The sequence below is a fragment of the Arthrobacter sp. 9V genome (assembly GCF_902506065.1).
Taxonomy (GTDB): Bacteria; Actinomycetota; Actinomycetes; order Actinomycetales; family Micrococcaceae; genus Arthrobacter.
On sequence record NZ_LR732912.1, the window covers coordinates 4,515,480 to 4,538,828 of the forward strand.

A 23,349-nucleotide genomic window follows, 5' to 3' on the forward strand; every position below is an offset into this window, starting at 1 on the left:
GCTCAGGTCATCAGGCAGCCACGCCGCGAAGCAATCGATCTCAAAGTGCGCAGCGGGAAACGTTGCTGCCCGTTTCCCGCTGCACTCCTGCGCCTTAAGGTTCGACAGTGCCCCGACCGTAAGTCGCTGCATGCATTAGAAGGACGTCGTTACTACTTGCGTCATTCCCGTTTCCGCTGCCCGGTATGCACACTCAATTACGTCGATGACGTGCCGGGCGTGCTCAGCGGTGGCTGGAGATGGCGTTCCGTCGAGCACCCAATCCACCAGCTGCATCAGATCTTCGAAAACGTGGTGTTCGGAAAGATCGCGGTGTTCAGGGGATATGTGCGGAAGGATCCACTCGTTACCGCCAAAGTTGGATTGAGTGCCCTTGTCCGGTGCGGTAAGTGCGATTTCCCGCCCAGGATAATCGTAGGGTTCACCGTTCATCGTCAGGCCCCAAATCTCGCCATCAGTGCCGTAATAGCGAGCAGAGAAATCGAACTCGACGCCGGGGGTGAGACTTCCTGCAGCTGTACCGAATGCCATCGCGAAGGTATTTCCGCCAAAGTCCAACAGCATCAAGGTGTTGTCGTGCGCTTCGACTTTCAGCGGCTTGCCGTTGACCAGTCGTTCAGGCACAAGCGTGCCTGAGAGAGCTGTAACGCGTTTGACAGGGCCAAGGACACCAGTCAGTCCGTGCAGGGCATAGACCGTGACGTCGTAAAGCGGCCCCCCTCCCGGGACCCGGAAGTACCAGCTGGGATCGACATTGTTTAGGGGATCACTCCCCTGTCGTTCTGGTTCATCTTCGTGATAGTTTCCGAAGGCAGCCCCGCAGGCCGCCCATGAAACCTTGCCGATTGCTCCTGACTCGATCAGCCGCTTCGTTTCCCGGTTGTGAGGACGAAGCATCTCCCCCGGTGAGGCGACGATCCGAACGTTGTACTCCTTGGCCGCAGCAATGAGGATGTCCGCTTCGGCTTTGGTGACCGTCATTGTCTTATTGACGTGGACGTGCTTACCGGCCTTAACTGCTTCAAGAGCATGGGCATAATGAAGGCCGATCGGTGAACCGATCGACACTGCGTCCACATCATCCGACGCCAACATCTCTGTCAGTGAGGCGTATGCTCTGGCTCCAGGGGCACCGAACTTGTCGGCAGCTGCTTCAGCTCGTTCAATGACAGGGTCACAAACAGCGGTCACCAGGGCGCGCTCGGCAGTGTCCGCAATTTGGAAATGGGGCATGAGTCGGAGGCTGATTGCACCTGCCCCGACAAAGCCGATGCGTAGACGATTCAACAGAAGTACTCCTATACCTAATGGGCGTCCTTAGAGGACTGGTCAAACGTTCAGGGTGGTGACAAAGACTTCCACGTCGCCGGAGAGGGCGGAGATCTTGACATTTGCCCTGTATCCAACGGTCAGCGCCGATCCCGGAGTGATGGCGTGGGTAGTGGAACCTACAGTGGCTTTGCCTTCGCCTGACATGATGAAAATTGCATATTCGCCATCGACAGCGTCAAAAGTATGATCGCTGCCTTCCGGGATTGTCTGGCGAGAAAATTCACGCCAAGGGCCTTCAAAGTAGGGCTTGGCGGACAAAGTCTGTCCCGACTCCAGCTGTCCGACGTATCCAGTCATAATTCAAGTCCTCTCGTTAGTTCTTCGAGGCGCCGGTGGCGCTGTCGTCTTCTTCGGTGGGTCGCCGAGGGGGAATTTTGCTACTGATTTCAGGGGGAAATACTTCGATGACGATGTATTCCAATTGCTCGTTGCCCGTGTTCCAGGCCGCATGCTGGGAATGCAGGGGTGTGAGGACTAGGGTTCCCGGCGAAACATCGTGGCGAGTTCCATTGAGCTCCATGTATCCGCTGCCCTTGAGGAAGAACCAGATTTCCTCGGTGTGGCTGTGAGTGTGAAGTCCTGCCCGGCCGCCAGGTTCCAAGGCGACCCATTCGACGCCATCCCAGTCGCTGTACAGGTGGGCTCCGGTAGCTAGGCGTGCCCAAAGCATGACGCCGTCGCCGCCATGCACACCAAGAACAGCGCCTGCGTTGTCTGTGTGGCCCGTTATTACTGTCGACATGTTTTTTATCTTTCTTGCCGGTTCCACAGATCCCTCTGGTACGAGGAGAAGTGGTTGTGAGCGTGTTGGGTTTTGGCTGATTTGTGCGCCGGCGTCAGTCCATGACCATGCCACCGGAGATGTTAATCGCCTGGCCTGTAAGGTCTCGGGCCTGATCGCTCGCGAGGAAGAGCACGAGGTCGGCAATGGTGTGGGGTTCCTGCATGCGCCCAAGGGGTATCCGGGCCAGCATTTCGTCCTTGATGTCTGTTGGTTTCAGTCCGCGAAGGCCTGCCTGCACCTCGTAGTGCTCCAAGATCATGTCTGTCTCTATGTATCCCGGGCAGACGGCGTTTACCCTGATGGCTGGCGCCAGCTCCAATGCGAAGCTCTTTGTCATGCAGATTTGAGCGGCCTTTGATGTTGCATAGTGGCTCAGGAGCGCTTCGCCTCGTTTGCCGGATTGGCTCGATACATTGACGATTGAGGCATACCCGGTTGTCATAAGAGGGAGAACGTCTCTGGTCACCAGGAACGTGCCAGTCGCATTGACCGCCATGACCTCGTTCCATTCGCTGAGCGTGATATCACCGATCCGGTTCCGGCGAGCTATAGCGGCGTTGTTTACAAGGACGTCTACGGTCGAGAACAGCCGTTTCGCTGTTTCGGCCAGAGTACGGACACTTTCTTGGTCGGAGACTTCGCATCGAGTTCCCCAGACAGATCCGCCTGTTTCCGAAGAAATATCCTGCGCAATCTTCTCGGCTTGGGCACCATCCGTACCTGTCAAGAGAACAGATGCGCCCTCCCACGCCAGTTGGCTCGCGATCGCACGGCCGATTCCCCGGGTTCCACCCGTGACTACTGCTGACTGGCCTTTAAACCGCATGTCGTTCCTTTGCTTGTGCGCTTAGGGGCAGAATCGCTACCGGTACCGCCGGTGTTCTGCGTCTACTTGATGGTTGGAAGTTTTGATCTGTCCGTGGTGAGAGCGACCGCGATAACGATCATTGCTCCAAACACGACGTTTTGAAGGACGGCGTTTACTCCGACGACGACCAAACCCACCTGGACAACTGTCACAATCAGGGCACCGACCAGGCTCCGTAAAACGCTTCCAACCCCACCTGAGATTGCGGTTCCCCCAACGACCACGGCAGCGATGGTCGGCAGGAGAAGTGTATTGGCGAGGCTGGGCGAGCCGTAGGTGGTACGCCCTACGAGGGGCAATGCGGCCAAGCCGGCGGAGAGTCCCGCGAGAGCGAAAAGGCCCACCCTGAGTCGAACTGTGCGTATCCCGCTCATAAGGGCAGCTGACTCGCTGGCGCCGACTGCGTAGGTGTAGCGGCCTAACGGAAGGTACGTCATGGCCAGCCAGATGAGGATCACGAAGGCGACAGCCGCCACGAAGGACGCGGGAATACCTGCGATGTAGGACGTGGTCCAGGTGACCAGGTCGAGGTGCTTGGTCAGGGGCTGGTTGGTGGCATTGGAGATTTGCAGTGCCAGCCCGCCGTAAAGACCAAATGCTCCGAGTGTGACCACGAACGACGGGACTTGGGCAACGGCATGGATGAAACCCACGACGGCGCCAAAAGCAGTCGTAATAAGGAGAACCAGCAAGAGACCTCCGAGGCCCAACGGCGGGAGGAGTTGAACGATCAGGATGGATGACAAAGTTGTCAGGGCCGCCAAGGAGAGGTCGATGCCTCCCAGAATAATGATGGGCGTCAGTCCGGCCGCCAAAAAGACCAACGGAGCGGCCTGGGTTGCGACGGACTGCATCGATCCGGCTGAGAGAAAGCCGGGAGATTTGATACTGATGGAGAAATAGAGGGCAATGAGAAGGACAAGGGGCAGGAGCCCTCCCAGTCCGTTCCAGCGCCGAATTCGTATGAGAAGCGGGGTTCCTTTGGAGATTGCCGCAGGTGATGTTGTTGTCATTTTAGGTCCTTCCTCACACCATCAGCCGTACTAGGTCTTCCGAGCTGGGTTCGTCGTCCTGAAGGTCGAATCGCCCGGTTTCTACTCCGTCGCGCATCACTACGACCTGATCGGCCAGGCCCATCAGTTCCTCCAGCGTGTCGGAGAGCAGCACCACACCGATTCCAGCCTTGGTGGCGTCCCTAATGGCTCGGTAAACGTCGCCTTTTGCTCCTGCGTCGAGCCCTCGCGTCGGGTGGTCCAAAATCAGGACCCTTAGGTGCGGCAGTGCAAGCCATTTTGCGAGCACTACCTTTTGTTGGTTTCCTCCAGAGAGGCGTTGAATTTCAATGGATGGCGAGTCCATCTTGATCTTGAGGCGCCTTGCCCAGTCTGCAACGAGCCGGCGTTCAACTTTGGGTCTCCGCAAGAGGCCCTTCCAGCTAAGGGAGGGCGTCGCTGTGAGTACCAGATTTTCCGTGACGCTTCGGTGGGTAACCATGCCTTCGACCCTGCGTTCTGCTGGGATAAAGCCAATGCCCTTGCGGACAGCGTCGGAAGGCGTATGAATTTCAACAGCCGTCCCGTCAAGCTTCAGCTGCCCGGATGTCAGCGGATCTGCGCCGTACAAAGCGCGGCAGACAGATTCGCGCCCGGAGCCGATTACCCCCGCGATGCCTATGATCTGACCGGCATGTAGGTCGAAGGACAGATTTCTGAACGAGCCTTTGCGGCTCAAACCTTGGGCCGAGAGCACTACTGGGGTGTCGGTGGAAGCTTTTTCAGCGCTTTCGTCTTGGTAGTAGTAGTTATCCGCCCGTTCGGAGCCAACCATTAGCCGATAGAGGTCGTCTCCGTCGACGTCAGCACGCGAATGCTCGGCTACTTTCTCACCATCGCGGAGTACCAGCACACGATCCGAGACTGCCAGGACTTCGTCCATGCGGTGACTGACAAACACGATTGCTGCGCGAGAGCGAAGCCGCCGAATCTGACTAAAGAGGCCTTCGATCTCGGAAGCGGTGAGGACGCTGGTCGGCTCATCAAACAAAATGATGAGGGGGCCGTCCACACTCTCTTCAAGCGCAAGCACCTTCGCCAGTTCAACGGATTGCCGGTCGACGAAGGAAAGGTCCTCAATGACTGCATCCGGGCTTGCAGAGCTGCCTGCGATGGACAGGTAACGCTGGGCTTCCTCCCTCATTTGGCTCCAGCGCAGAATGCCGCCAGCGGTGGCTGCGGACTGACGGCCCAAGAGAAGGTTTTCGGCCACGGTAAGGTTCGGCACCAAGGACTGCTCCTGGAAGACAATACCGATGCCCTTCATGCCTGCGTCTGCTACATTGCGCAGTGTTGTCGGACGTCCGTGAAGCTCAATTTTGCCGTGGTCGGGTTGCTCTACTCCGGTAAGGAGCTTGAGTAGCGTTGATTTTCCTGCCCCGTTCTGTCCGATGAGGCCAACAACCTCACCCGTTTTTAGCTCGAGATCGAGTTCTTTGAGGGCATATGCCGGACCGTATTTCTTGCTGAGCCCTGAGACTCGCAATACGGTCGTGGCACCTGTGCCGGGGCCAGGTACTGTCTCGTTCATTTGATGATCCTCAAAGGTCGGCGGCTGCGCCAGTTGGCTGCCACTACTGCGACGACGATGATGACGCCTACTACTGCTTGCTGAATGTAAGGCGTGACCCCAGAAAGGATCATCCCGTTTCCGAGTACTGTCAGGATCAGCACACCAATGACGCTTTGCCCGATGCTGCCCCGGCCTCCGCTAAGGAGGGTGCCTCCAACTACAACAGCGCTGATGGCGGGGAATAGCTGATTGGTTCCGGCCCCCACGTTTCCGATGCCGAGCTTGGCAGTCATCATGATGGCCGCAAGAGATGCGAGAAAGCCGGCGAGGACGAAGGCCATCAATTTATAACGCGCCACTCTGACGCCTGCAAGGGCGACGAGTTCTTCCGACCCTCCAATTGCGTACAACATCCTTCCGAAACGGGTGAAGCGCAGGATCCCTATTCCGGCGAGGACAACTGCCAAAGCGATGAAGTCCGAGCTCTCCAGACCCAGCCACCTGGTCAGTGAGAGTGAGCGGAAGGCTTCGTCCTGGATCGCAGGGGGGTTGCCGGGAAAAAGGAAGCTGCCGATGCCAAGTCCGATGAACCAGGTTCCCAGGGTCACAATCAGCGACGGCAGGCGCAATTTCGTGTACACAAGTCCGTTGACCAGCCCGAAAGCCAGACCGATGCCCAATCCAACAACGAGCGCCCACATTCCGAAGTCCTGGGCATTAACGTTGTTTCTCAGCATCAAGGCGATGGTGATGCTGACAGTAGCCATCACTCCTTCAACTGAAAGGTCAATTGAGCCCATGAGGATTACAAAGGTCAGTCCGACTGCGATTACGACAGGTACTGCCGCAGCGTCCACAATGGCCACCATGTTGCCTGGAGTCATGAACTGGGGGTTGATCAGCGAAAAGACAATGAGTAGGAGAACAAGGATGCCGATCGGCCCGTAGAGGGCATTCCCGCGGAGCATACCGCCCTTGGAGGTGAAACCCCCGCGACTACTTGGCGCCGACCCTTGTTTAGGCGGCTTCGTTCTAACTGCTTCGGTCGACATCCTTGTTCCTTCTTACGGTGTGTGACTTAGGTGAGGCCCCGGTACCCGACCGGGAAAGCTGGATCAGGGTACGTCCGGGATCCAGGTGTCATCATTGATGGGGCTGGCGACTGAACCCCAGAGGTCGTCTTTGAGCTTGTCGTAGGTGTAGTCGGCGGGTCGGAAATTCGCACCGATCGCCAAGGCAGCGTCTACGTTGTCTCGGGTGACGACCTGCTGCTTCAGGTAGAAATCGCGCTGCTCATGGGTCAGCTCGGAGGGCTTGATGTCCCCGATGATTGACGCGTAGGCAATGGCTGCACCATAGGCGCCCTGACCGAAGGCATCGGTCTTCACGGTGGACAACGCATCGCCCTTTTTAATCAGGCCCAGCATGTCGGAAGAGCCGTCGGAACCGGTTACAAAAATTTTCCCCGCCAGGCCCTTGCTTCGGAGTGCCTCAACAGCTCCGACCGCCATGTCATCATTCGCTGAGAAAATGCCCTTTATCTTGCCGGGGTACTTGGACAAGAGTGCGTTGACCGCGCTCTGCGCGTTCGCTGCCGTCCAATTGGCAGTCTGTGTATCCAGAAGGTTCACCTCCGGGTTCTTTTCCAAAGTCTGGTGAAGGCCGTAGATACGTTGTTTGTTGGAGGGGGCGTCCGGGACGCCCTGCAAAGCCACAATGTCTCCGGTCCCCCCGATGGCGTTGAACAGGTTGCCGGCACCCTGAGCACCTTCATCCACTCCGTCAAAAGCAGTGTGGGCCACCCAGCACCCCCCGCCGAAATCCCAGGGATGAGCGTCCGTTGGGCGGTTCCAAAGCGTGACGATCCGAGCGCCCGACTGTTGTGCCGCCTCCACGATCGGTTTTGTAAAAGCATTCGAAGTGGGATCAACAATGATTCCCGTACCGGCCCCTCCCCCAGCCAGGGCGGAAGTGAGAGTATTCAGGATGGCCTGGCCATCGAACTTGCTTTCATAAACCGTAAGTTCGACATCAACGGAATCAGCGACGGCTCGCGCCCCTGCGATGACCTCTTGCCAGTAGGCGCTCGAAAGATCGCCCACTCCGAGAATCAGCTTTGCATCTTCGGGTTTGACTGTTGCGCTGCAAGCTTCTGAAGCGGCCGCGCTGCCGTCGGCGCCCGGACCAGGGGAACATGCGACCAGCGACATGCCCAGCAAAGCAACAGCGCTGCCGAGGGCGAAAATTCGCCGACGCTGTGGTGAAGACGGATTCGACATACAGCCTCTTAAGGTTTGGGGCCTGATCTGGCCCGCGAACGGGGAAGGACGCTGAGAACACTGCGTGTTCTGCGTCAGAAACTGGGAGTAAGTCGCCAACTTTCCGGCACACTCCGGTGTGCTTCTGGGTCTATGGAAAAGATCCATTGGAACAACCCGGGAACGAAGTCCGCAGTCAGCGGAAGAGTGCAAATCTGGCATCGACATTTTGCATCCAACCCACTCCTTTGTGGGTGCGGTGTGATCTGTCTTGCACCGACCCATTTCCGAAAGTATCAGGGCAAATCAGTGCAGTCAACATATTTTCGAAATTAAGCGGTGTGTCTTCGATGGGGGTTTGCCGCCGTCAGGATCAAGATGTTTCGCTGGAAGGCCGGGGCGCAGGTTGTGATCATGCAGGGGCGCTCAGCCCGCGTAAAGGTTCAAGGACCTGGTCAGTTCTGCCGCTTGAAATTTGAGCGCCTCAGTCATGCGGGGCAGCTGTTCTTCTGGGAGACGTGATTGAAGTAGAACGAAACTCAAGGCAGCCACGACGTCCCCTCCTGGCCCGAAAACCGGAGCGGCGATGCCCATCGCTTCCGCGTCCACTTCACCCCGGGTGATGGAGTGCCCGTCCCTGCGAATTTGCGCCAGACGGTCCACGATGGAGTCGATGTCGGTCAGGGTATGGGGGGAATAGCGCTGGAGGGGTTCCCGGGAAAGCAGTGCCCGGACCTCCTCTTCGGGAAGCCATGCGAGGAGCGTCAAGGCTGCGGCTCCGGCGTTGATGCTGAGACGACTGCCTCGCTCGTATGAGAAGCGGACGTACTGTCCCGACCACTCCTCGCACTCAAGGCAGATGACTGCGGGTCCGCTACGGCCGGTAAGCAGCACCGTCTGCTGGAACTGGATGGCCAAGGCTTCCATTTTCGGCAAAGCCAGATCGGACAGCCCGTTCCCCCGGCGCGCTATGCGCGCCAGTTCAAGAATCCGAGGGCCGAGCCTGAAGCCGCTTTTCGGTCCTTCCTGAAGAAACGCCGACCCTACGAGGGTTTGCAAGTAGCGGTAGGCGGTGGACCGGGTGACCCCAAGTTCTGACGCAACTTCAGTTGCAGAAATCGTGGCCCTGGCATCGCTGAAGAGACCGAGGATCGTCAGAGCGCGATCCGCCGTACTGTTGCCATCTTTGTAGGTCTTTCGGTCCTCTGCCACATCTACATCCTAGTTTTCCTGCGGACATTGCCTTGCCAGAACGAGGCAAGGCTTCTCATGTATCATTTTTCGCGTATAGTGTCATGCTATTCGATACAACGACCCAAAGGAGCTGTCATGGTCGATCGTCCGACCCGAGTTGTATTAGAGGAAACCGAAAACGCCGGCATCCTTCGGCGAACCTCCGTTTCACACATTGGCTTTTACGTGCCGGATGTACCGGCAGCCGAAGCCTTTTACGCGAATGTTCTTGGTCTGGTCCGGCAGGCCGACCTTCCAAATGGCGGCGTCAGGCTGGGCTGGGGAACCGGGCACCACGTCATGGATCTGATCCCCGGGGATCAGGGACTGGCGCATTTCGGGTTCGAAGTTCGCGATGCAGACGGGCTGGAGGGCATCCGGGCTCGACTGAAGGAAAAGGGACATGAAGTCTCTGAGCTTGACCCGGCGTACATTGATTTTGCCGACGGACCTGTTGAAGGTCTCACAACTACCAACCCCGACGGCACCCCGGTCCACTTCCACTCTGCGGTCTGGCGCCAAGGGGAGAGTCTTGCTGACCCGGGCCGCCGGCCCATCAAGTTTCAGCACACCACCATCGGAACCTCCGATGTTCAGGCCATGGTCGATTTCTTCGTCAACACGATCGGCTTCCGTATCAGTGACCAGCTGGCCGACGGCCGATTCTGCTGGCTTCGCAGCAACAAGGATCATCACACCTTGGCTGTCGTCAACGTAGGCACCCCTGGCGTGCTCGACCACTACTCCTACGACTTGGCCGAGTGGGAGGATTTCAAAGCCTGGTGTGACAGGTTAACGGAGCTAGACGTTCCCGTAGCGTGGGGGCCGGGGCGCCACGGCCCGGGCAACAACTTGTTCGTCTTCTTCGATGACCCGGCTGGAAACCACATCGAGCTCTCCGCTGAGATGGAAAAGTTCTACGACAGCCATGTCACGTATGTGCCGCGGAAGTGGAGCCCTGTTCCCAGCAGTGTGAATCTTTGGGGCGGTCAGCTTCCCACATGGCGCAATACGAGCGAGGCGAGCATCTAGCATGGCTTACGTTTCGTATCGAAAAGACAACCATGATCACGTCGGGGTACTGGAGGATGACAGCGTCATCCCTTTGTCGGGGGTAACCCGCATCGGCCCCGACACGGGCACAAACGAGCTGGCCTCTGCCGAGAGGGACATCTCGGGGCGTACGCCAATTTCATCCGTGACCTTGCTGCCGGCCAGCCCGCGTCCGGCCAGGATCCTTTGCGTGGGCCTTAATTACCACGACCACATCAACGAGACAGGAAGAGAGATCCCTCAGTATCCCGTCCTCTTCCCAAAGTTTGCCTCTAATCTTGTGGCCGCCAACGATGACATCGCGCTCCCTGCTGAGTCGCACCAAGTAGATTACGAGTGCGAGCTGGCGGTAGTCATCGGCAAAAGAGGCAGGCGGATCCCGCAGGAAGAGGCGTACTCGCACGTTCTGGGATATACCGTGGCCAACGATGTAACAATGCGGGATTACCAGTACAAGACTCACCAGTGGCTACAGGGTAAGGCCTGGGACAAAAGCACTCCACTGGGCCCCGTGATTGTCACACCAGATGAAGCCGACATCAGCAACGCAAGTATCAGAACGATCCTCAACGGTGACGTAATGCAGGAATCGAACCTCTCCCACCTGATTTTCACTATCCCCAGACTCATCGCGGATATTTCCGAGTTCACAGAGCTTGAACCGGGCGACGTCATCTTGACTGGGACTCCAGGAGGAGTGGGCTACCGTCGCGATCCCCAGGTGTTCCTGAAACCAGGAGACGTCGTCTCTGTGGAAATCGAGAAAATCGGGCGCATCGACAACAAGATCATTGCAGAAACTGTGTAGCGTTCCCGTCAGCGTACCGAACCGCTGATCACCATGGCCTTGCAGCGGACAGACTGCAAGGCCATGGCAGCGGTAAGCGCTCGTAAAGACGGATCATCGCGCTCGACGGACTCCCTTAGGGCTTTGCTCCGGGTTCCATATCAGTTGGAACAGAGATCGCCTGGCGTCCTGACCACGATCTCGCCGCTGGTGCTCTCGGGGCGGAAAAGGTGTCCCCAGCCCGCCGCCAACGCTCGGGCTCCGCTCCGCTTAGCAGCTTCGAGGTCGGTCGTGGCATCTCCGATGTAAGCGCAAGCGTGAGGGGCAAGGCCAAGGTCGCCGCAGGCACGAAGGATGCCGTCAGGAGCCGGTTTGGGGTGGCGCACTTGGTCACCACCGACAATGACCGCGAAATACTGCCGAAGTTGAGTGGCCTCAAGCAAAATCTCAGCGGCCCTTAGGCTGGCCCCAGTAAACACTGCCATTGGCAAGATGCCTTGAAGATCCGCCAGGACTCGGTGGACTTCAGGGTAAGCCTTGGCGGCATGAGCGCGCTCCGAAAGCTCGTAGTGATACCGGTCGACCTCCCCAGGGGAAGCGGGGCGGCCCAGCATATGCGCCAGCATCGCGGCGGGCTCCCCCAAGGAGTAGAGCGCAACCACTTCATCCCGACTAAACACGGATCCGCCGATGCCGTGGACTGTGGCAATAAACGAATCTGGAACTACCGTCGCCGAGTTGATGAGCGTTCCATCCATGTCCCATATGAGACCCGAGCAGCCATCAAGATACGTTTCCGACAGTGACTGCGCCCGTAGTGCTTCTTGCGAGATGGAATCCATTGAACGACCTACGACTCCGTTTCGGCAAGCGCCGGCAGCAGCTTGTCGGTTGTCCGCTGAATGTGGCCACGCAGGACTTCCACTGCCTCATCAGCCCGACGGCCCACTGCCGCGTCCAGCAGTGCGCGATGTTCGCCACTAATGTCTCTCTGGCGGTCATGAAGCGGCGCAGACCAGCGTCGGTAGAGTTCCGCCGCGTCTCTGAGAGCAATTGCCGTTGCCAGGATCCGGCGGTTCTTGCAACCCCTTAACAGCGCCAGATGAAAATTGTCATGCGCCGCCGCCCAGTCGTCCGACTGTCGGCCGGGATCCTCCGAATCGAGTTGCGGGATGCGCTCCAGAATGTGAAGAGCAGCGACGGCGCTACCCTCCCAGGTCACATCACCATCGGCAATGGCATACCGGAGCGCCAGCGTTTCGATTTCACAGCGCGCTGCCGTTAGGTCTACCAAATCATCGACACTTATCGAGACGACGCGAAATCCCTGTTGAGCGATGGACTCTACCAATCCCTGCTCTGCTAGCCTCTGCAGAGCCTCTCGCACGGAGCCCATCGAACATTCATATTTCTCTGCAAGTGCCGCGAAAGGAAGCTTCGACCCGGGCGACAGGCGGCCAGCGAGAATATCCTTCCGCAGCCCTTCGTAAACGGCACCACTCCGTGTAGAGCTTGCCCCGGGGCGCTCCTGCAATCGGACCATGTGCTCCTCCTTGGTTGTGTCGATAGTAGCAGTCCATTTAGCTTCATGGCCTGAATTTCGAAAATGTGTTGACGTTTCGCTATATCTGTCGTTTGATGTAAATGAACCTGCGGCGTGGGGGTCTGCAATAAGACCTGCAGTACGACACGCCGACCCATCTCCTCGCCGCACCGGCTTGAGGGGACGGTCCTTTTACCGCTAAAGCTCGCCGGCGCCGTCCGGTGCAGAGTCCTCAGAATAGAGAAAAGCATGCAAGTTACAGCCGCGGTGACCCACTCGACCGGCGCCCCCTTCATCCTCAAGACCTTGGATCTTGACGAGTTGCGCCCTGATGAGGTCAGGGTGCGGATGGTTGCCACGGGTGTGTGTCACACGGATGCAGTGGTCCGGGACCAGATGATCCCAACTCCGCTTCCGGCAGTCCTGGGTCATGAAGGAGCAGGAATTGTTGAATCCATAGGGTCTGCCGTAACTACTGTCCGGCCCGGCGATCACGTTGTGCTGTCCGCCAACTCCTGCGGTGTCTGTCTCAAGTGCTTGTCCGGGGAGTCGGCGTACTGCGAGGACCTGTTCGCGAGGAACTTCGGTGCCAGTCGCGCGGATGGATCAACTCCTCTGAGCTTTGAGGACGAACAGATATCTTCAATGTTCTTTGGGCAGTCATCCTTCAGCAGCGTCTCGAATGTCGCTGAGCGAAGCATTGTCCGCGTTGATAAGGACATTGATCTGTCTCTGGTCGCCCCGCTTGGATGCGGAATCCAGACGGGTGCAGGGGCTGTGCTTAACGACCTTCGCCCTCCTGCAGGTTCCTCGATTGCTGTCTTCGGTACCGGCGCTGTTGGATCAGCCGCACTCATGGCCGCTGCAGTCTCCGGCTGCACCCGCATCATCGCCATCGACATCCTCGACAGCCGCCTGGATATCGCCCTGGCGCTGGGCGCGACTCATGTGATCAACAGCCGTACTGACGACGTAACGATGCGACTCCAGGAAATAACTGCGGGCCGGGGAGTGGACTTCGTACTCGATACAACAGCAATCCCGCGGGTTCTTCGCACTGCAGTGGACAATCTCGCTGTCCGGGGAACGGCGGCCGTGGTTGGCTCGTCGCGCCCAGGAACCGAAGTCCATCTGGAAATCGGCGAATCCCTGAACCGCGGCTGGACCTTCAAGACAATCATCCAGGGCAGCTCTGTGCCGCAGCTCTTCATCCCGGCGCTCATTGAGCTGTGGAAGCAGGGGAAGTTCCCCTTCGACCGACTGATCAAAAAGTACAGCTTCAAGGACATCAATGAAGCCTTTGAAGACGCAGAAAAGGGTCTCACCATCAAACCCGTCCTCGTCTACTGAGCCTCAGCCAAACCAATCACCCTCACGAGATAGGAACCGAGCACATGACGGAAAATCCATTTAGCGCAGCGACCGCTCAGCACTACATCAACGGAAAATGGTCCGACTCCGGTTCGATCAAGGAGTCAGTCAATCCTGCGACAGACGAAGTTCTTGGCACCTACTTTGATGGAGGCCAGGCCGAGGCGCAGGCTGCAATCACCGCCGCCCTTGAGACCTTCCGCACATCGACCTGGCGCGAGGACCGTCAACTGCGCGCCAAGGTCCTGTGGGACCTGGGCGATGCAGTCGAAGCGAACCTTGAAAAACTCGCGTTGTCCATCAGCCTTGAAAACGGGAAACCCGTCAACGACGCGCGTTTTGAACTGAGCATTGCTGCTCCGAAGCTTCGCTACTTCGCGGGGCTTGCCCTCACCGATGTAGGCACCGCGGCCAGCGTCTACAAGGGAGCGACCTCGATGCTCCTCAAAGAACCGCTGGGTGTAGCTGGCATCATCGTCCCCTGGAACTCTCCGGCAATCCTGGCAATCAGATCACTTGCCCCCGCCCTGGCCGCCGGATGCACCGTGGCTATGAAGATGCCCGGACAGACTGCACTGACGAATGCACTCCTGGCTCAGGTCTTCTCCGAAGTTGAGTCGCTTCCTGCAGGAGTCATCAACATGTTCACCGGGGCCAACAGCGCCGGCGCGAGGGAACTCGTGTCATCACCGGATGTCCCTGTCATCAGCTACACGGGAAGCACCGCAGTCGGAGCTCAGATTGCCAGTGCTGCAGGTGAGCAGCTGAAGAAAACGTCCCTTGAGCTTGGCGGCAAGACGCCAATGATCGTGTTTAACGATGCGGATCTAGACCAGGTGGTGCCCACACTAACAGCAGGCGTGACCATCTTCGCCGGCCAGTTCTGCATGGCCGGGAGCCGAATCCTGGCCGAACGAGGCATCGCCGAGGAACTCAAGCGCCGGCTCGCCGAATCTCTCGAAAACGTAGTGATCGGTCCCGGCACCACGCCTGGTACCCAGATGGGCCCGCTCATCGACCATGCATCCGTCGCCCGCTTGGACGGCATCATCGAAGAGGCTAATGACGCTGAAATCATTGTCAGAGGCGGAGCGACCGAAGGGCCGGGTTCCTTCTACAAGCCGGCACTCTTGGGAGTTCAGGACCTGAACTCCCCTCTAATCCAGACGGAACTTTTCGGGCCAGTCGCGACATTCGAGGTCTTCGATGGCGAGGATGAAGCTGTGGAGCGCGCCAACGCGACCGACTTCGGCTTGTCAGCTTCCGTATGGACACGGGATGGCGGACGTTCGCTTCGAGTCTCCGAAAGGATCGAGGCGGGAACCGTGTGGACCAATGCATGGGCACAGATCCTTGACCAGTTCGAGGAAGGTGGCTACAAGAAGAGCGGAGTCGGACGCCTCAATGGGCACGGAGGTCTGGCCGAATTCCAGGAAGTAAAGCACATCTACCGCAGCACCAACTAGACCGACAGGGCCGCGCATCCCGGCAAGTGCGCGGTCCTGTCTCCCGCCGCCGCCCAACCTGCGGTGCGAGCACCTAGTTGCCTAGTAACCTCACCAAACGGAAAGGTCCGATAAGCCGGCCTTTCCTTTTCCCGCTAACAGCAGACAGGACAGGTCGGATTTGCCTTACTGCCCCAGTCCTCCGCTGAGCCGCTCTGGCAACGAATGGCTGGTCCAAGACACAGTCATCCTCAAATGTGCCGCCTACGGACGAACAGTGCACGCAGCGCTCATCTTTCCCCATCTCGTCTGCGAAACAGACTTTGCCCGGCTTGGTGCATCTTTCCCGGACCCCCGCGTCACAGTCCTGGGAAAGGCTGGCCGGTTCAGCGTAAGTGACAAGCGACGGCTACTGGCCATGCAGTCGACCGCACTCGGCCAGCAAGAACTTCACGGGAACTTTTCCCTCTGGTCCGGCATGGACGGGGCGTTACAGGTCACTCCTCTGAATCCGCAGGAGCTGTCCGGACCTGCTTCAGCGGAGGAAGTCACCGTAGACGCTCTCCTGTGGGCAGGATACGTCCACCCGGAACGGCCCTCAATCCTAGAAGCATTTAGTTGGGAACACGGCCTATTCGTGGCGGCCTCGACTGCACCTTGGCCTGCTGTAACATCATGCGAATGCCAGCCTCACCGCTCATCGAGGGAACCAGAAACGAACTCATGGCAGCAATGGATAAGCTTCGGAAGCGAACTGCGAAGAAGGCGAATCGTTCCAACCGTCTTTCAGATTAACCTTTTCCGCAGAAGCCCTCACGGAGAACTCTCCTGGCCCCCCTCAACGCACCACCTCGACGCTTTTGAGTGGTTCCTCGACAGAATGACGCTAGGCGCAACGGGAATCACCACACCTCTAGGAAAAGTTCCTCCACCAGCCTTGCGCACCCGTTCCCAGGGCGCAGGAATAAGGAGACAACGTAGCTTCGTGAATACCGAATTTTGGCTACAAGAAGCGATGCAAATCGAATCCATCTTCCGAGACCTCGGAGCCGACGTTCCCGATGAGATGTGGGGACAACTGGAGACCCTGAAGGAGAAGATTATCTATGCTATCTGAACTTTCCAATGGCGGCCAGGTTCCCACACCCACCGGGATGTTGCTCAAGGTATATCAGTCGTCCCAAAAGCGAATACAAGTAAAGGAAAGCTAATGGAAGAAGAGGCAGGAGACAATCAATCATGCGGCCCGGCAAGCATATGCCCCGGACAAGTAGTTGAATTTCGGGAGCCGTCGGGTCGTGTTTGGCTAGGGACCGTCGATGTCGCGGATGAAGCCCAGGGCATCATATGGATTCATGACTCCCTTGGGGAGCGAAAGCTTGTCGAGCTGGCGGAGCACGCAGTCCTTTTGAGGTAGCGAGCCTTCACTTGCCAGCTTAGTAGACTTCCGGAAGGTATACGTCCGGGATCACCTCAGGACGATACTCCCCGTTACGAACGCGCAGATGAATCTCCGCGAAAGTCAATCCTTCTGAACGCGCTTTGACAACGTGTTCAGGATCGAAGAATTCTCCTACTTGATCGACTGCAAACTCCTCAGAGTTGCTCATCCACGTTTTGGACTTGTCCCATTGTCCAAAGGTATCTACCTGGATTTCTACGCCATTCCCATCAGGGTCGGTGTAGTAAAGAGAGATTGTCATTCCATGGTCAACGCACATGAATGGCTTGATATTGGCATCCCGAAGGCGCACGTAACTGTTAACCCATTGATCGAAGTCAGGATACTCAAATGCCGTATGGTGATGGCCGGTTGTATGGGGTTTATCCACCGGCCGCTTGAGATTCGGCAATGCCAAAAGGGCTATCCGGTGGTTGGCTTCGTCATTGGTCAGCCAAGCTCCTAGGTCTCCGCGGAATACCGCCTTGAGGCCAGCCACTTTCTCATACCACAGGACCATCTCCTCTAATTGAAGAGTTGTGAATGTGGTGTGATGCAATCTGGGCGAGCTCCCTGGCACATGAGAGTGTTGGTCCTCTGCCATCCCCTGATCCTTCCTTAGCCGACACTAGAATCGTAGTACCTGGCGTCGGGTGAATCTGAAGTTGGCCGCGTTGGAACAACCCGAGGGTAGACCTTTACGGGTTCAGGCTTCTGGTTCAGTGCCGGGTTCGGCCCATTCGAGGGCAGCGACAACGTCTCCTTCGTTGGGCAGGGCACGTTTCTCGTCTGCCGGGAGTTTGTCGTAGGTGTAGGCAGCGACCGCCATGGGTGATGTTGAGCGGCCGAGGCTGTAGCGGACGCTGCGGTCGTTCTTGGTGCCGCAGATAAGAATGCCGATAGTTTCGTTGTGGTGCTCCCGACGGAGCATGTCATCGACGAGGGCGACATAGAAGTTAAGTTTGCCGGCGAACTCCGGCTGAAACTTCCCTGTCTTGAGTTCGATAACCACGTATCTGTTCTGGTCCATGTGGAAGAACAGCATGTCGACGTAGTAGTCGTCGCCGTCGACGTCGAAGTGGACTTGTCGCCCAACGAAAGCGAACCCTGGTCCGAGTTCGCGCAGGGTTTCGGTGATTCGACTGGTCAAAGCCAGTTCCAGTTCGCGTTCAGCGACCTCCCCCGACAACCCCAGGAATTCGAAGTTGTAAGGGTCCTTTGCGATTTGTTGGGCAAGCTCGGAGTCTTGCGCAACAAGCTGTTGCGAAAAGTTGGACGGAGCTGCTCCGGTCCTTTCAATGGTCCGGTTCATGATCATGTTCAGTAGGACATTCCTGGACCACCCGTATTGGACGGCTGCTGCAGCGTATGAAGTGCGTTTTTCCTGTATGTCCAACTTGTCCAGCAGGACAGTGACGTGGCCCCACGGCAATTGCGCAACAGCTTGTTGCGCAATTGGACCGCCTTGCCAGGCTCCGGCGAACGTTGTCATGTACTGGATGTTGCGTGGCGAAAGGCCTTTCATTTCCGGGAACTCGGCGTGAAGGTCCGAGGACAGACGCTTGATCACCCCGCTCCCCCAGCCCTGCCGTTCCTGCTGCAGCCGGACACCATGGCCGATCGTCCAATACAGCTCGATGAGCTGGGTGTTAACAGTCCGAAGGGCCTTTGTCCTGGCGGCCTTGACTGTCGCCTTCAGATCCTCAAGGAGGTCCGTGTAGCCAGCGGGCAGGTCCAGATCGCGAGAGTCGGTCATCATTCCACCTTAACGGCCACCACTGATGCTCAAGTTTTCAATTGTCCAGATCGTGTCTGGACAATTGCCTTTCGGTCACGTGAGGGGTGCGGTTGCAAAGACTTGCTTGTGGGTGATCGGCATTACGACTCTGTTGGTAGTCCCACCGCGGCGTCGGTCATGCCGCTTGCCGGGCCCGTGGACCAGGCAGACCAGGCTACAGGCGTGGGCCTCGGGGGCCTTGTTCGGGCCCGGTGCCCGGGCCTGGCTGGTCCCGGCTGCGACGTTCTTCGGCGGCTTTCGCTTCTGCTTGTTCCTGGCGGAGCTTTTCGACCACCGAGGGGGTTCCGCTGGTCTGCGCTGCGCGGCGGGCGGCCAGCTTCTCGGCAAAGCCCGGGCTGGTCTTCTTGGCCTGTTCCTTTTCCAGTTCGCGGCGGGCTTTGAGCTGGTCCAGGGCTTCCTGGACCGCTTCCGGGTTCCGGGCTTCGGATTCGCCGCCGTGGCGTTCTGCCCGGTTCTGGCGGACCTTGCGGGCGAGTTCGGCCAGCCGTTCGGCGAGTTCCTGCGCCGGGCTCAGCTGCGCTTCGGCGCCGCGTGCCTGCTGAAGGTGGTCCACGACTTCTTCAGCCGGCGTCGGGGTTTCCTTCACAACTGCCTCGACGTGGGCGGCTTCTGCCATGAGCGACGCGTCATCCTGCGACAGGGGCTCCTTGGCAGCCTGGGCGGTGTACTTGTGCATGGCAGTGACCCGCGCAGTCAGTTCCGAGCCGAGACCCTTGTCCTGGTGGTCCGCGGGCACGGGTGCAGTTTCGCTTACCGGGATCCGGTACATGTCCCGGTAGGTGGAGATCTCCACGGCGAGCTGCCGCCACTGATCCTGTCGTGCAGGATCGGACGGAACCGGCCCAAGGGCAGCTGCCCAGGTTGGAGGTTTAGCCACGAGCTGGGCACCAAGCCGGGTGACTTCGGTGGCCATGATCTCCCGGCGCGCGGCAAGTTCCTTCCGCCACAAAGCCGGGGTGTCGTCATGGGTTGCGACGTCGGCAGGTGCCATCCATGCCGGCAACCGGTCAGCTGCTGGTTCCTTTCCGACAGGCGCGGGCAGTTGACGGCGCAGTTCGATTTCAGCGCGGATCCTGCGATGGACCTGGGCCGCTGCTTCAACCTTGGGCGCGGTCTCGTCCCGGCGGTAGTTGCTCACTGCGCCACGTTCGTAGGCTTCATCGGCCCGGGCCTCAGGGCGCATCAGTTCGCGGAGGGATTGTTCCTTGTGCAGGGACGATGCCAACCATTGTGCTTTCCGCGCGGCCGCAGGGTCGTCGATGGTCGTGTCCGTGCGTCCTTGCTGCTGTGCTGTGCGCAGGCGCGTGGCCAGGTCGTCATCGCTGAGGTGGCCGTGCAGGCGCCGCTGCCAGGGCGTGTCTTTCCGTTCAGCCATCCAGTTCCGGGCAAGGTCTTTCCGGTCCGGCGTCTCCGCACCTGGTGTGCGCGCCGCTTCAGCCTTCGCACGCATCAACTGGCCAACTGCGCGACGATCGAGCCGTTCCAGCGCCTCGTCAGTGATTGATTCCAGGGGCCGGCGGCCGGGATCCGCCGCGCGTGAACGCCACCGGTCAAGGCGGTCCTCAACCCGCCATGCCAGAACCGCAGTGGGATCCTCGGCCGCGCCGAAGTCTTCCTCATTCACGCTGTCTTTGAGCAAGGTGACGAGGTTGAAACCTTCGTTCTCGGCCGCGCGCAGGTGGGTGGAGACTGCTCCCCAGGCAGTGGACTTCGTGAACGTTCCTGCTACGCCTTCGCCAAGTTCGCGGCGGGCGATGTTTGCCATGCGCAGCTCGTTGGCTTGGACGTCAATGTCCCTGTACTGCTCCGACATTTCCGGCAGCGACCGTGCCTGGGCGCGGGCGGCGTCCATCTGTTCGTGCGCGGTAAGGTTACCGTCATGGTTGGCGGCCACCGCACTCAGTACGTCCTCCATGGTTTCTCCCTCGCCCACGATGCCGTAGAGCTTGTTGGAGTATCGGCCGCGGGAAGCGGCCACATAGGCCAAGGCGCGGGACAGCCCCGAGCTGATCAGGGCGTGCACGGTGTCGCACGTAACGCCCTGGGTGCGGTGGATCGTTGCCGCGTACCCGAGCATTGTTCGCTGGCGCACGTAGTCGGCCGGGAGAGTGACGGTGCCTTGGTGGCTGTGGTGGCGGACGGTCAAGGAACCGTCCTCGTGGGCACCGAGAACATTCCACACGTCGTTGTTCTTGACGAAGTCTTTGCCCCTGTTGGTGGACAAGCGTCGGTTGTTCTTACGGGTCACGATGATGTCCCCGGCACGGGCAGTCAGCCCGTCGCGCAGCATGGCTGCCGGCGTTGTGGAGTCCAATTCGCCGGTGGCGATCCTGTACCCCTGAGCGCGCGCGTTCAGTTCCGTGACGGTGGCATTGTCGAAGGCCATCATGATGGAGTGCTTGCCGGCGTTGGTGTCTTTCTGCCATGCCTCGAAGACCTGGGACGTCATGGTCTCGGCGTCACCACCGACGACGCGACGGTTCTCCCGATAGAAGGTCCACGGGTCATCGGCCCGGTTCAGCGGAGGCTCGCGAAGGGCCAGAGTGGCTTCTGCCTCTGCCTCGTTCGGGGTGCCATCTGCGTTCCGAAACCGGTGCAGGTCCTCCAGATGTACGGCCCCGACGGTGTTCTTCAACAAACGCAGCGCACCCCCTGAACCCACAGCTGAAAGCTGCTGGTCATCACCGAGTGCGCGCACGACAGCGCCGTGCTGTTCTGCGATGGTGACAGCGGAGGCGAACAGTTCAGTACCCACCATCCCGGCCTCATCGATGATGATGACGTCACCGGGTTGGGGGGTGGTCTTCTCGTCATTGGCCCCTGTTCTGTGGGCGATAACGAAGGAGTCGATGGTGGTCGCCGTGGCTCCCAGTTCAGTGCCCATCACGGCAGCGGCCACGGCTGTGGGGGCAAGACCGAACACACGCCCGCCAGCTTCCCGGATGGTGTCTGCTGCAAGCTTGAGCGCTGTGGTTTTGCCGGCACCGGCCGGGCCAACACCGACCAACAACAGCCGGTCGCTGCACGCAAACTCTTTGGCCATGCGCAGCTGCCCGGCGTCAAAGGTCTTCTCCTGGCGTGACAAGGCAGCGTCGAATGAATCGGCGGTCGCGGCAGGAATGACAGCGCTCTGCGCGGCCGTCAGCAACCGGTCTTCGCTGTGGAGGATTCCCGCTGAGGTGTACAGGGTGGAGTGTGGTTTGCCGTACTTTGAGGCACCGTTGGACAGGCGCAGGGCGTCGATGTCAGGGGTAGGTGTTTCGGGTGTGATGCGCAGTGAGAACTGGTCAGTTGCGCGCGCCACGACCTGCTCCAGGAGCGTAGCGGGGATGGGCATTTCACCGAGCCGGGACCCCAGCCGCCTGGTTGCTTCGGCCCTGATGTGGTGGTCCCCCCAGACGCCACGGCTGCGTTCCAGACGTTCAATGACGCCCTGCGCTTCGACGGCAGGGTCAAGCTCGTCAGCATGGGCAACCATCCACAAAGGCCGGTCCTTCTCGGCCTGTTTACGGGCGTCATGCCGATGAACGCGCGCCTGCTCAACAGCGGCCGGGCCAGTGACAACGCCGGGCAAGGCACCCAACTCCGTCGTCCATTCTTCAACCAGAACGGACAGTTGCCGGGCCTCCTTCTTCGCCGGACGGGTGTCCAACGTTGCTTGCTGGGCCAGGGCAATCAGTTGCTTCTTATTCGGTGCGTAGCCGTGCTTTTCGATGAACTCTTTCGTCAGTTCATCAATCACGGGCTTGATGCCTTCCCGTCGTGACGAGGCCGCTTCGATGGCCGCGACATCGACACCGGCGATCTCAATGACCGGTCGATCGCCGTTGACTTTGCGCTCGGTCAGACCGACCCCAAGACGGGCACAGATCTTCTCCATGACGACCCTGTTGTACATCTCCGAAGCGGCCACGTTGAACTGGTACAGCAGCCGCCCGTCGAGGCTGGACCACTTGCCGTCGGCACCAAGAACTTTATTGGAAACCACAATGTGATCATGGAGCTGGGGATCCCCGGTACGGGAGTCGTAGTGACGGAACTTGGTATAGATCAGGCCGCCGTCCACGTCTTCCTGGCGGACGCCGTTGCGGCCTCGGCGGGTGAACGTGGCTTCCTTTTCGAGGTAGCCCATGGTTTCTTCGATGGCCTCATTGTGGGCCGCTTCGATCTGTTTGCGGGCGTCGTCTCCGCCGATGGCCCAAAGGACCGAAGCCGATTTTGCTGGTGCAAATACAAGGTCGTATCCAGCGACAGTTTGGGTCGCCGGCTTGGTTTGGGCTGTGATGAACCTGCCCAACTCTTCCTTGTCCGAAGGGTTTCGTCCGTTGAGCTCGCGGAAGTATTTGGCCCCTTCCTTCGTGCGGATCAGACGTCGGTTGTCAGCATCAGGCTCGCGGTGGTTCATCCGCTTGTAGTCATCGGTTGCGCGGCTGATACGCGCCTGAAGTTCATTGTCTTTCTGGTTGGCCTGACGGTATTTCTGGCCCAGGGAGACATCCGCTTTCGGGTCTTCCTTCAACATTTCTGCGGCGTTTGGGTGCAATCCGTTCCCGAAAAGCGCCGCCATTTGAGCTTCGGTGACTTCCCCGGAAACCTCCAGATGGTGCACACCAGCGCCGCCCCACTGCCCCGGCGGGTTGCCGTCCACGGTGTAGTAATCACCCAGCTCGCGGCCCTTCGCGCGCAGCTCATCACCACTGGCGACCTCACGTGTGTAGTACGTGTATCCGTCGCCGGCACTGAGCTTGTGCACGGTCATCACGAAACCCAGCATACCCGCGAAACGGCCCCACTTATCGATGATGCATGAGGTGTGACAGATATTGCTCTTTTTTGGCCTGTGGAGTTGGCTGATGGGAGCTTGCGAGCGG

19 protein-coding genes are annotated in these 23,349 nt (G+C 58.9%); 5 read left to right on the top strand and 14 right to left on the bottom strand.

The features are described from left to right. Positions 1 to 135: 135 nt before the first annotated feature. The 9 genes from BACI9J_RS20760 to BACI9J_RS20800 all read right to left on the bottom strand — a co-directional run bounded on the left by BACI9J_RS20760 (position 136) and on the right by BACI9J_RS20800 (position 9,019). Positions 136 to 1,287, bottom strand: coding sequence for a Gfo/Idh/MocA family protein (locus BACI9J_RS20760; RefSeq protein WP_159736030.1), 1,152 nt, complete (start codon positions 1,285 to 1,287; stop codon positions 136 to 138). A gap of 42 nt (positions 1,288 to 1,329) precedes the next feature. Then, a complete protein-coding gene (locus tag BACI9J_RS20765; RefSeq protein WP_159736031.1) occupies positions 1,330 to 1,629 on the bottom strand; it encodes a hypothetical protein in 300 nt (99 codons plus the stop codon). Positions 1,630 to 1,645: 16 nt separating this feature from the next. Further along, positions 1,646 to 2,074 (bottom strand): cupin domain-containing protein, encoded by a 429-nt coding sequence (locus BACI9J_RS20770; protein ID WP_159736032.1) that lies wholly within the window; start codon positions 2,072 to 2,074, stop codon positions 1,646 to 1,648. 94 nt (positions 2,075 to 2,168) lie between these two features. Further along, positions 2,169 to 2,942, bottom strand: coding sequence for an SDR family oxidoreductase (locus BACI9J_RS20775; protein WP_159736033.1), 774 nt, complete (start codon positions 2,940 to 2,942; stop codon positions 2,169 to 2,171). Between the two features lie 62 nt (positions 2,943 to 3,004). Then, positions 3,005 to 3,997 carry an ABC transporter permease gene (locus BACI9J_RS20780; RefSeq protein ID WP_159736034.1) on the bottom strand — a complete coding sequence of 331 codons (993 nt, stop codon included), beginning with the start codon at positions 3,995 to 3,997 and terminating at the stop codon, positions 3,005 to 3,007. A 13-nt stretch (positions 3,998 to 4,010) separates the two neighbouring features. Then, positions 4,011 to 5,567 (bottom strand): sugar ABC transporter ATP-binding protein, encoded by a 1,557-nt coding sequence (locus BACI9J_RS20785; protein ID WP_159736035.1) that lies wholly within the window; start codon positions 5,565 to 5,567, stop codon positions 4,011 to 4,013. Then, positions 5,564 to 6,517: an ABC transporter permease gene (locus BACI9J_RS20790; protein ID WP_159736036.1), complete on the bottom strand. Its 954-nt coding sequence runs from the start codon at positions 6,515 to 6,517 to the stop codon at positions 5,564 to 5,566. The genes BACI9J_RS20785 and BACI9J_RS20790 overlap by 4 nt, the downstream gene beginning before the upstream one ends. A 147-nt stretch (positions 6,518 to 6,664) precedes the next feature. Then, the gene (locus BACI9J_RS20795; protein ID WP_159736037.1) at positions 6,665 to 7,828 is read right to left on the bottom strand and encodes a sugar ABC transporter substrate-binding protein; all 1,164 of its coding nucleotides are present in this window, start codon (positions 7,826 to 7,828) and stop codon (positions 6,665 to 6,667) included. A gap of 405 nt (positions 7,829 to 8,233) precedes the next feature. Beyond that, positions 8,234 to 9,019, bottom strand: a complete 786-nt coding sequence (locus tag BACI9J_RS20800) for an IclR family transcriptional regulator (RefSeq protein ID WP_201296635.1) — start codon at positions 9,017 to 9,019, stop codon at positions 8,234 to 8,236. 117 nt (positions 9,020 to 9,136) lie between these two features. On the opposite strand from BACI9J_RS20800, the gene BACI9J_RS20805 reads away from it, so the two are divergent. Both BACI9J_RS20805 and BACI9J_RS20810 read left to right on the top strand, forming a co-directional pair. Continuing rightward, the gene (locus BACI9J_RS20805) at positions 9,137 to 10,072 is read left to right on the top strand and encodes a VOC family protein (RefSeq protein WP_159736038.1); all 936 of its coding nucleotides are present in this window, start codon (positions 9,137 to 9,139) and stop codon (positions 10,070 to 10,072) included. A 1-nt stretch (position 10,073) separates the two neighbouring features. Next, positions 10,074 to 10,901 carry a fumarylacetoacetate hydrolase family protein gene (locus BACI9J_RS20810; protein ID WP_159736039.1) on the top strand — a complete coding sequence of 276 codons (828 nt, stop codon included), beginning with the start codon at positions 10,074 to 10,076 and terminating at the stop codon, positions 10,899 to 10,901. A gap of 140 nt (positions 10,902 to 11,041) precedes the next feature. Here BACI9J_RS20810 and BACI9J_RS20815 read toward each other — a convergent pair whose 3' ends face one another. Continuing rightward, positions 11,042 to 11,722 (bottom strand): HAD family hydrolase, encoded by a 681-nt coding sequence (locus tag BACI9J_RS20815; RefSeq protein WP_159736040.1) that lies wholly within the window; start codon positions 11,720 to 11,722, stop codon positions 11,042 to 11,044. Positions 11,723 to 11,730: 8 nt separating this feature from the next. Beyond that, positions 11,731 to 12,423, bottom strand: coding sequence for a GntR family transcriptional regulator (locus BACI9J_RS20820; RefSeq protein ID WP_159736041.1), 693 nt, complete (start codon positions 12,421 to 12,423; stop codon positions 11,731 to 11,733). Positions 12,424 to 12,672: 249 nt separating this feature from the next. On the opposite strand from BACI9J_RS20820, the gene BACI9J_RS20825 reads away from it, so the two are divergent. The 3 genes from BACI9J_RS20825 to BACI9J_RS20835 all read left to right on the top strand — a co-directional run bounded on the left by BACI9J_RS20825 (position 12,673) and on the right by BACI9J_RS20835 (position 16,356). After that, positions 12,673 to 13,773, top strand: a complete 1,101-nt coding sequence (locus tag BACI9J_RS20825) for an NAD(P)-dependent alcohol dehydrogenase (protein WP_159736042.1) — start codon at positions 12,673 to 12,675, stop codon at positions 13,771 to 13,773. 44 nt (positions 13,774 to 13,817) lie between these two features. Further along, positions 13,818 to 15,260, top strand: coding sequence for an aldehyde dehydrogenase family protein (locus tag BACI9J_RS20830; protein WP_159736043.1), 1,443 nt, complete (start codon positions 13,818 to 13,820; stop codon positions 15,258 to 15,260). A gap of 457 nt (positions 15,261 to 15,717) precedes the next feature. Beyond that, positions 15,718 to 16,356, top strand: coding sequence for a phosphoenolpyruvate carboxykinase domain-containing protein (locus BACI9J_RS20835; protein WP_236558870.1), 639 nt, complete (start codon positions 15,718 to 15,720; stop codon positions 16,354 to 16,356). Positions 16,357 to 16,675: 319 nt separating this feature from the next. Here the strand turns inward: BACI9J_RS20835 and BACI9J_RS20840 are convergent, their stop codons facing one another. The 3 genes from BACI9J_RS20840 to mobF form a co-directional block, all read right to left on the bottom strand. Next, positions 16,676 to 17,284, bottom strand: a complete 609-nt coding sequence (locus BACI9J_RS20840; RefSeq protein ID WP_159736045.1) for a VOC family protein — start codon at positions 17,282 to 17,284, stop codon at positions 16,676 to 16,678. A 102-nt stretch (positions 17,285 to 17,386) separates the two neighbouring features. Further along, positions 17,387 to 18,436 (bottom strand): PDDEXK nuclease domain-containing protein, encoded by a 1,050-nt coding sequence (locus BACI9J_RS20845; RefSeq protein ID WP_159736046.1) that lies wholly within the window; start codon positions 18,434 to 18,436, stop codon positions 17,387 to 17,389. A gap of 196 nt (positions 18,437 to 18,632) precedes the next feature. Continuing rightward, on the bottom strand, positions 18,633 to 23,237 hold the full coding sequence (gene mobF / locus BACI9J_RS20850; protein ID WP_236558797.1) for a MobF family relaxase: 4,605 nt from the start codon (positions 23,235 to 23,237) through the stop codon (positions 18,633 to 18,635). Positions 23,238 to 23,349 lie beyond the last annotated feature (112 nt).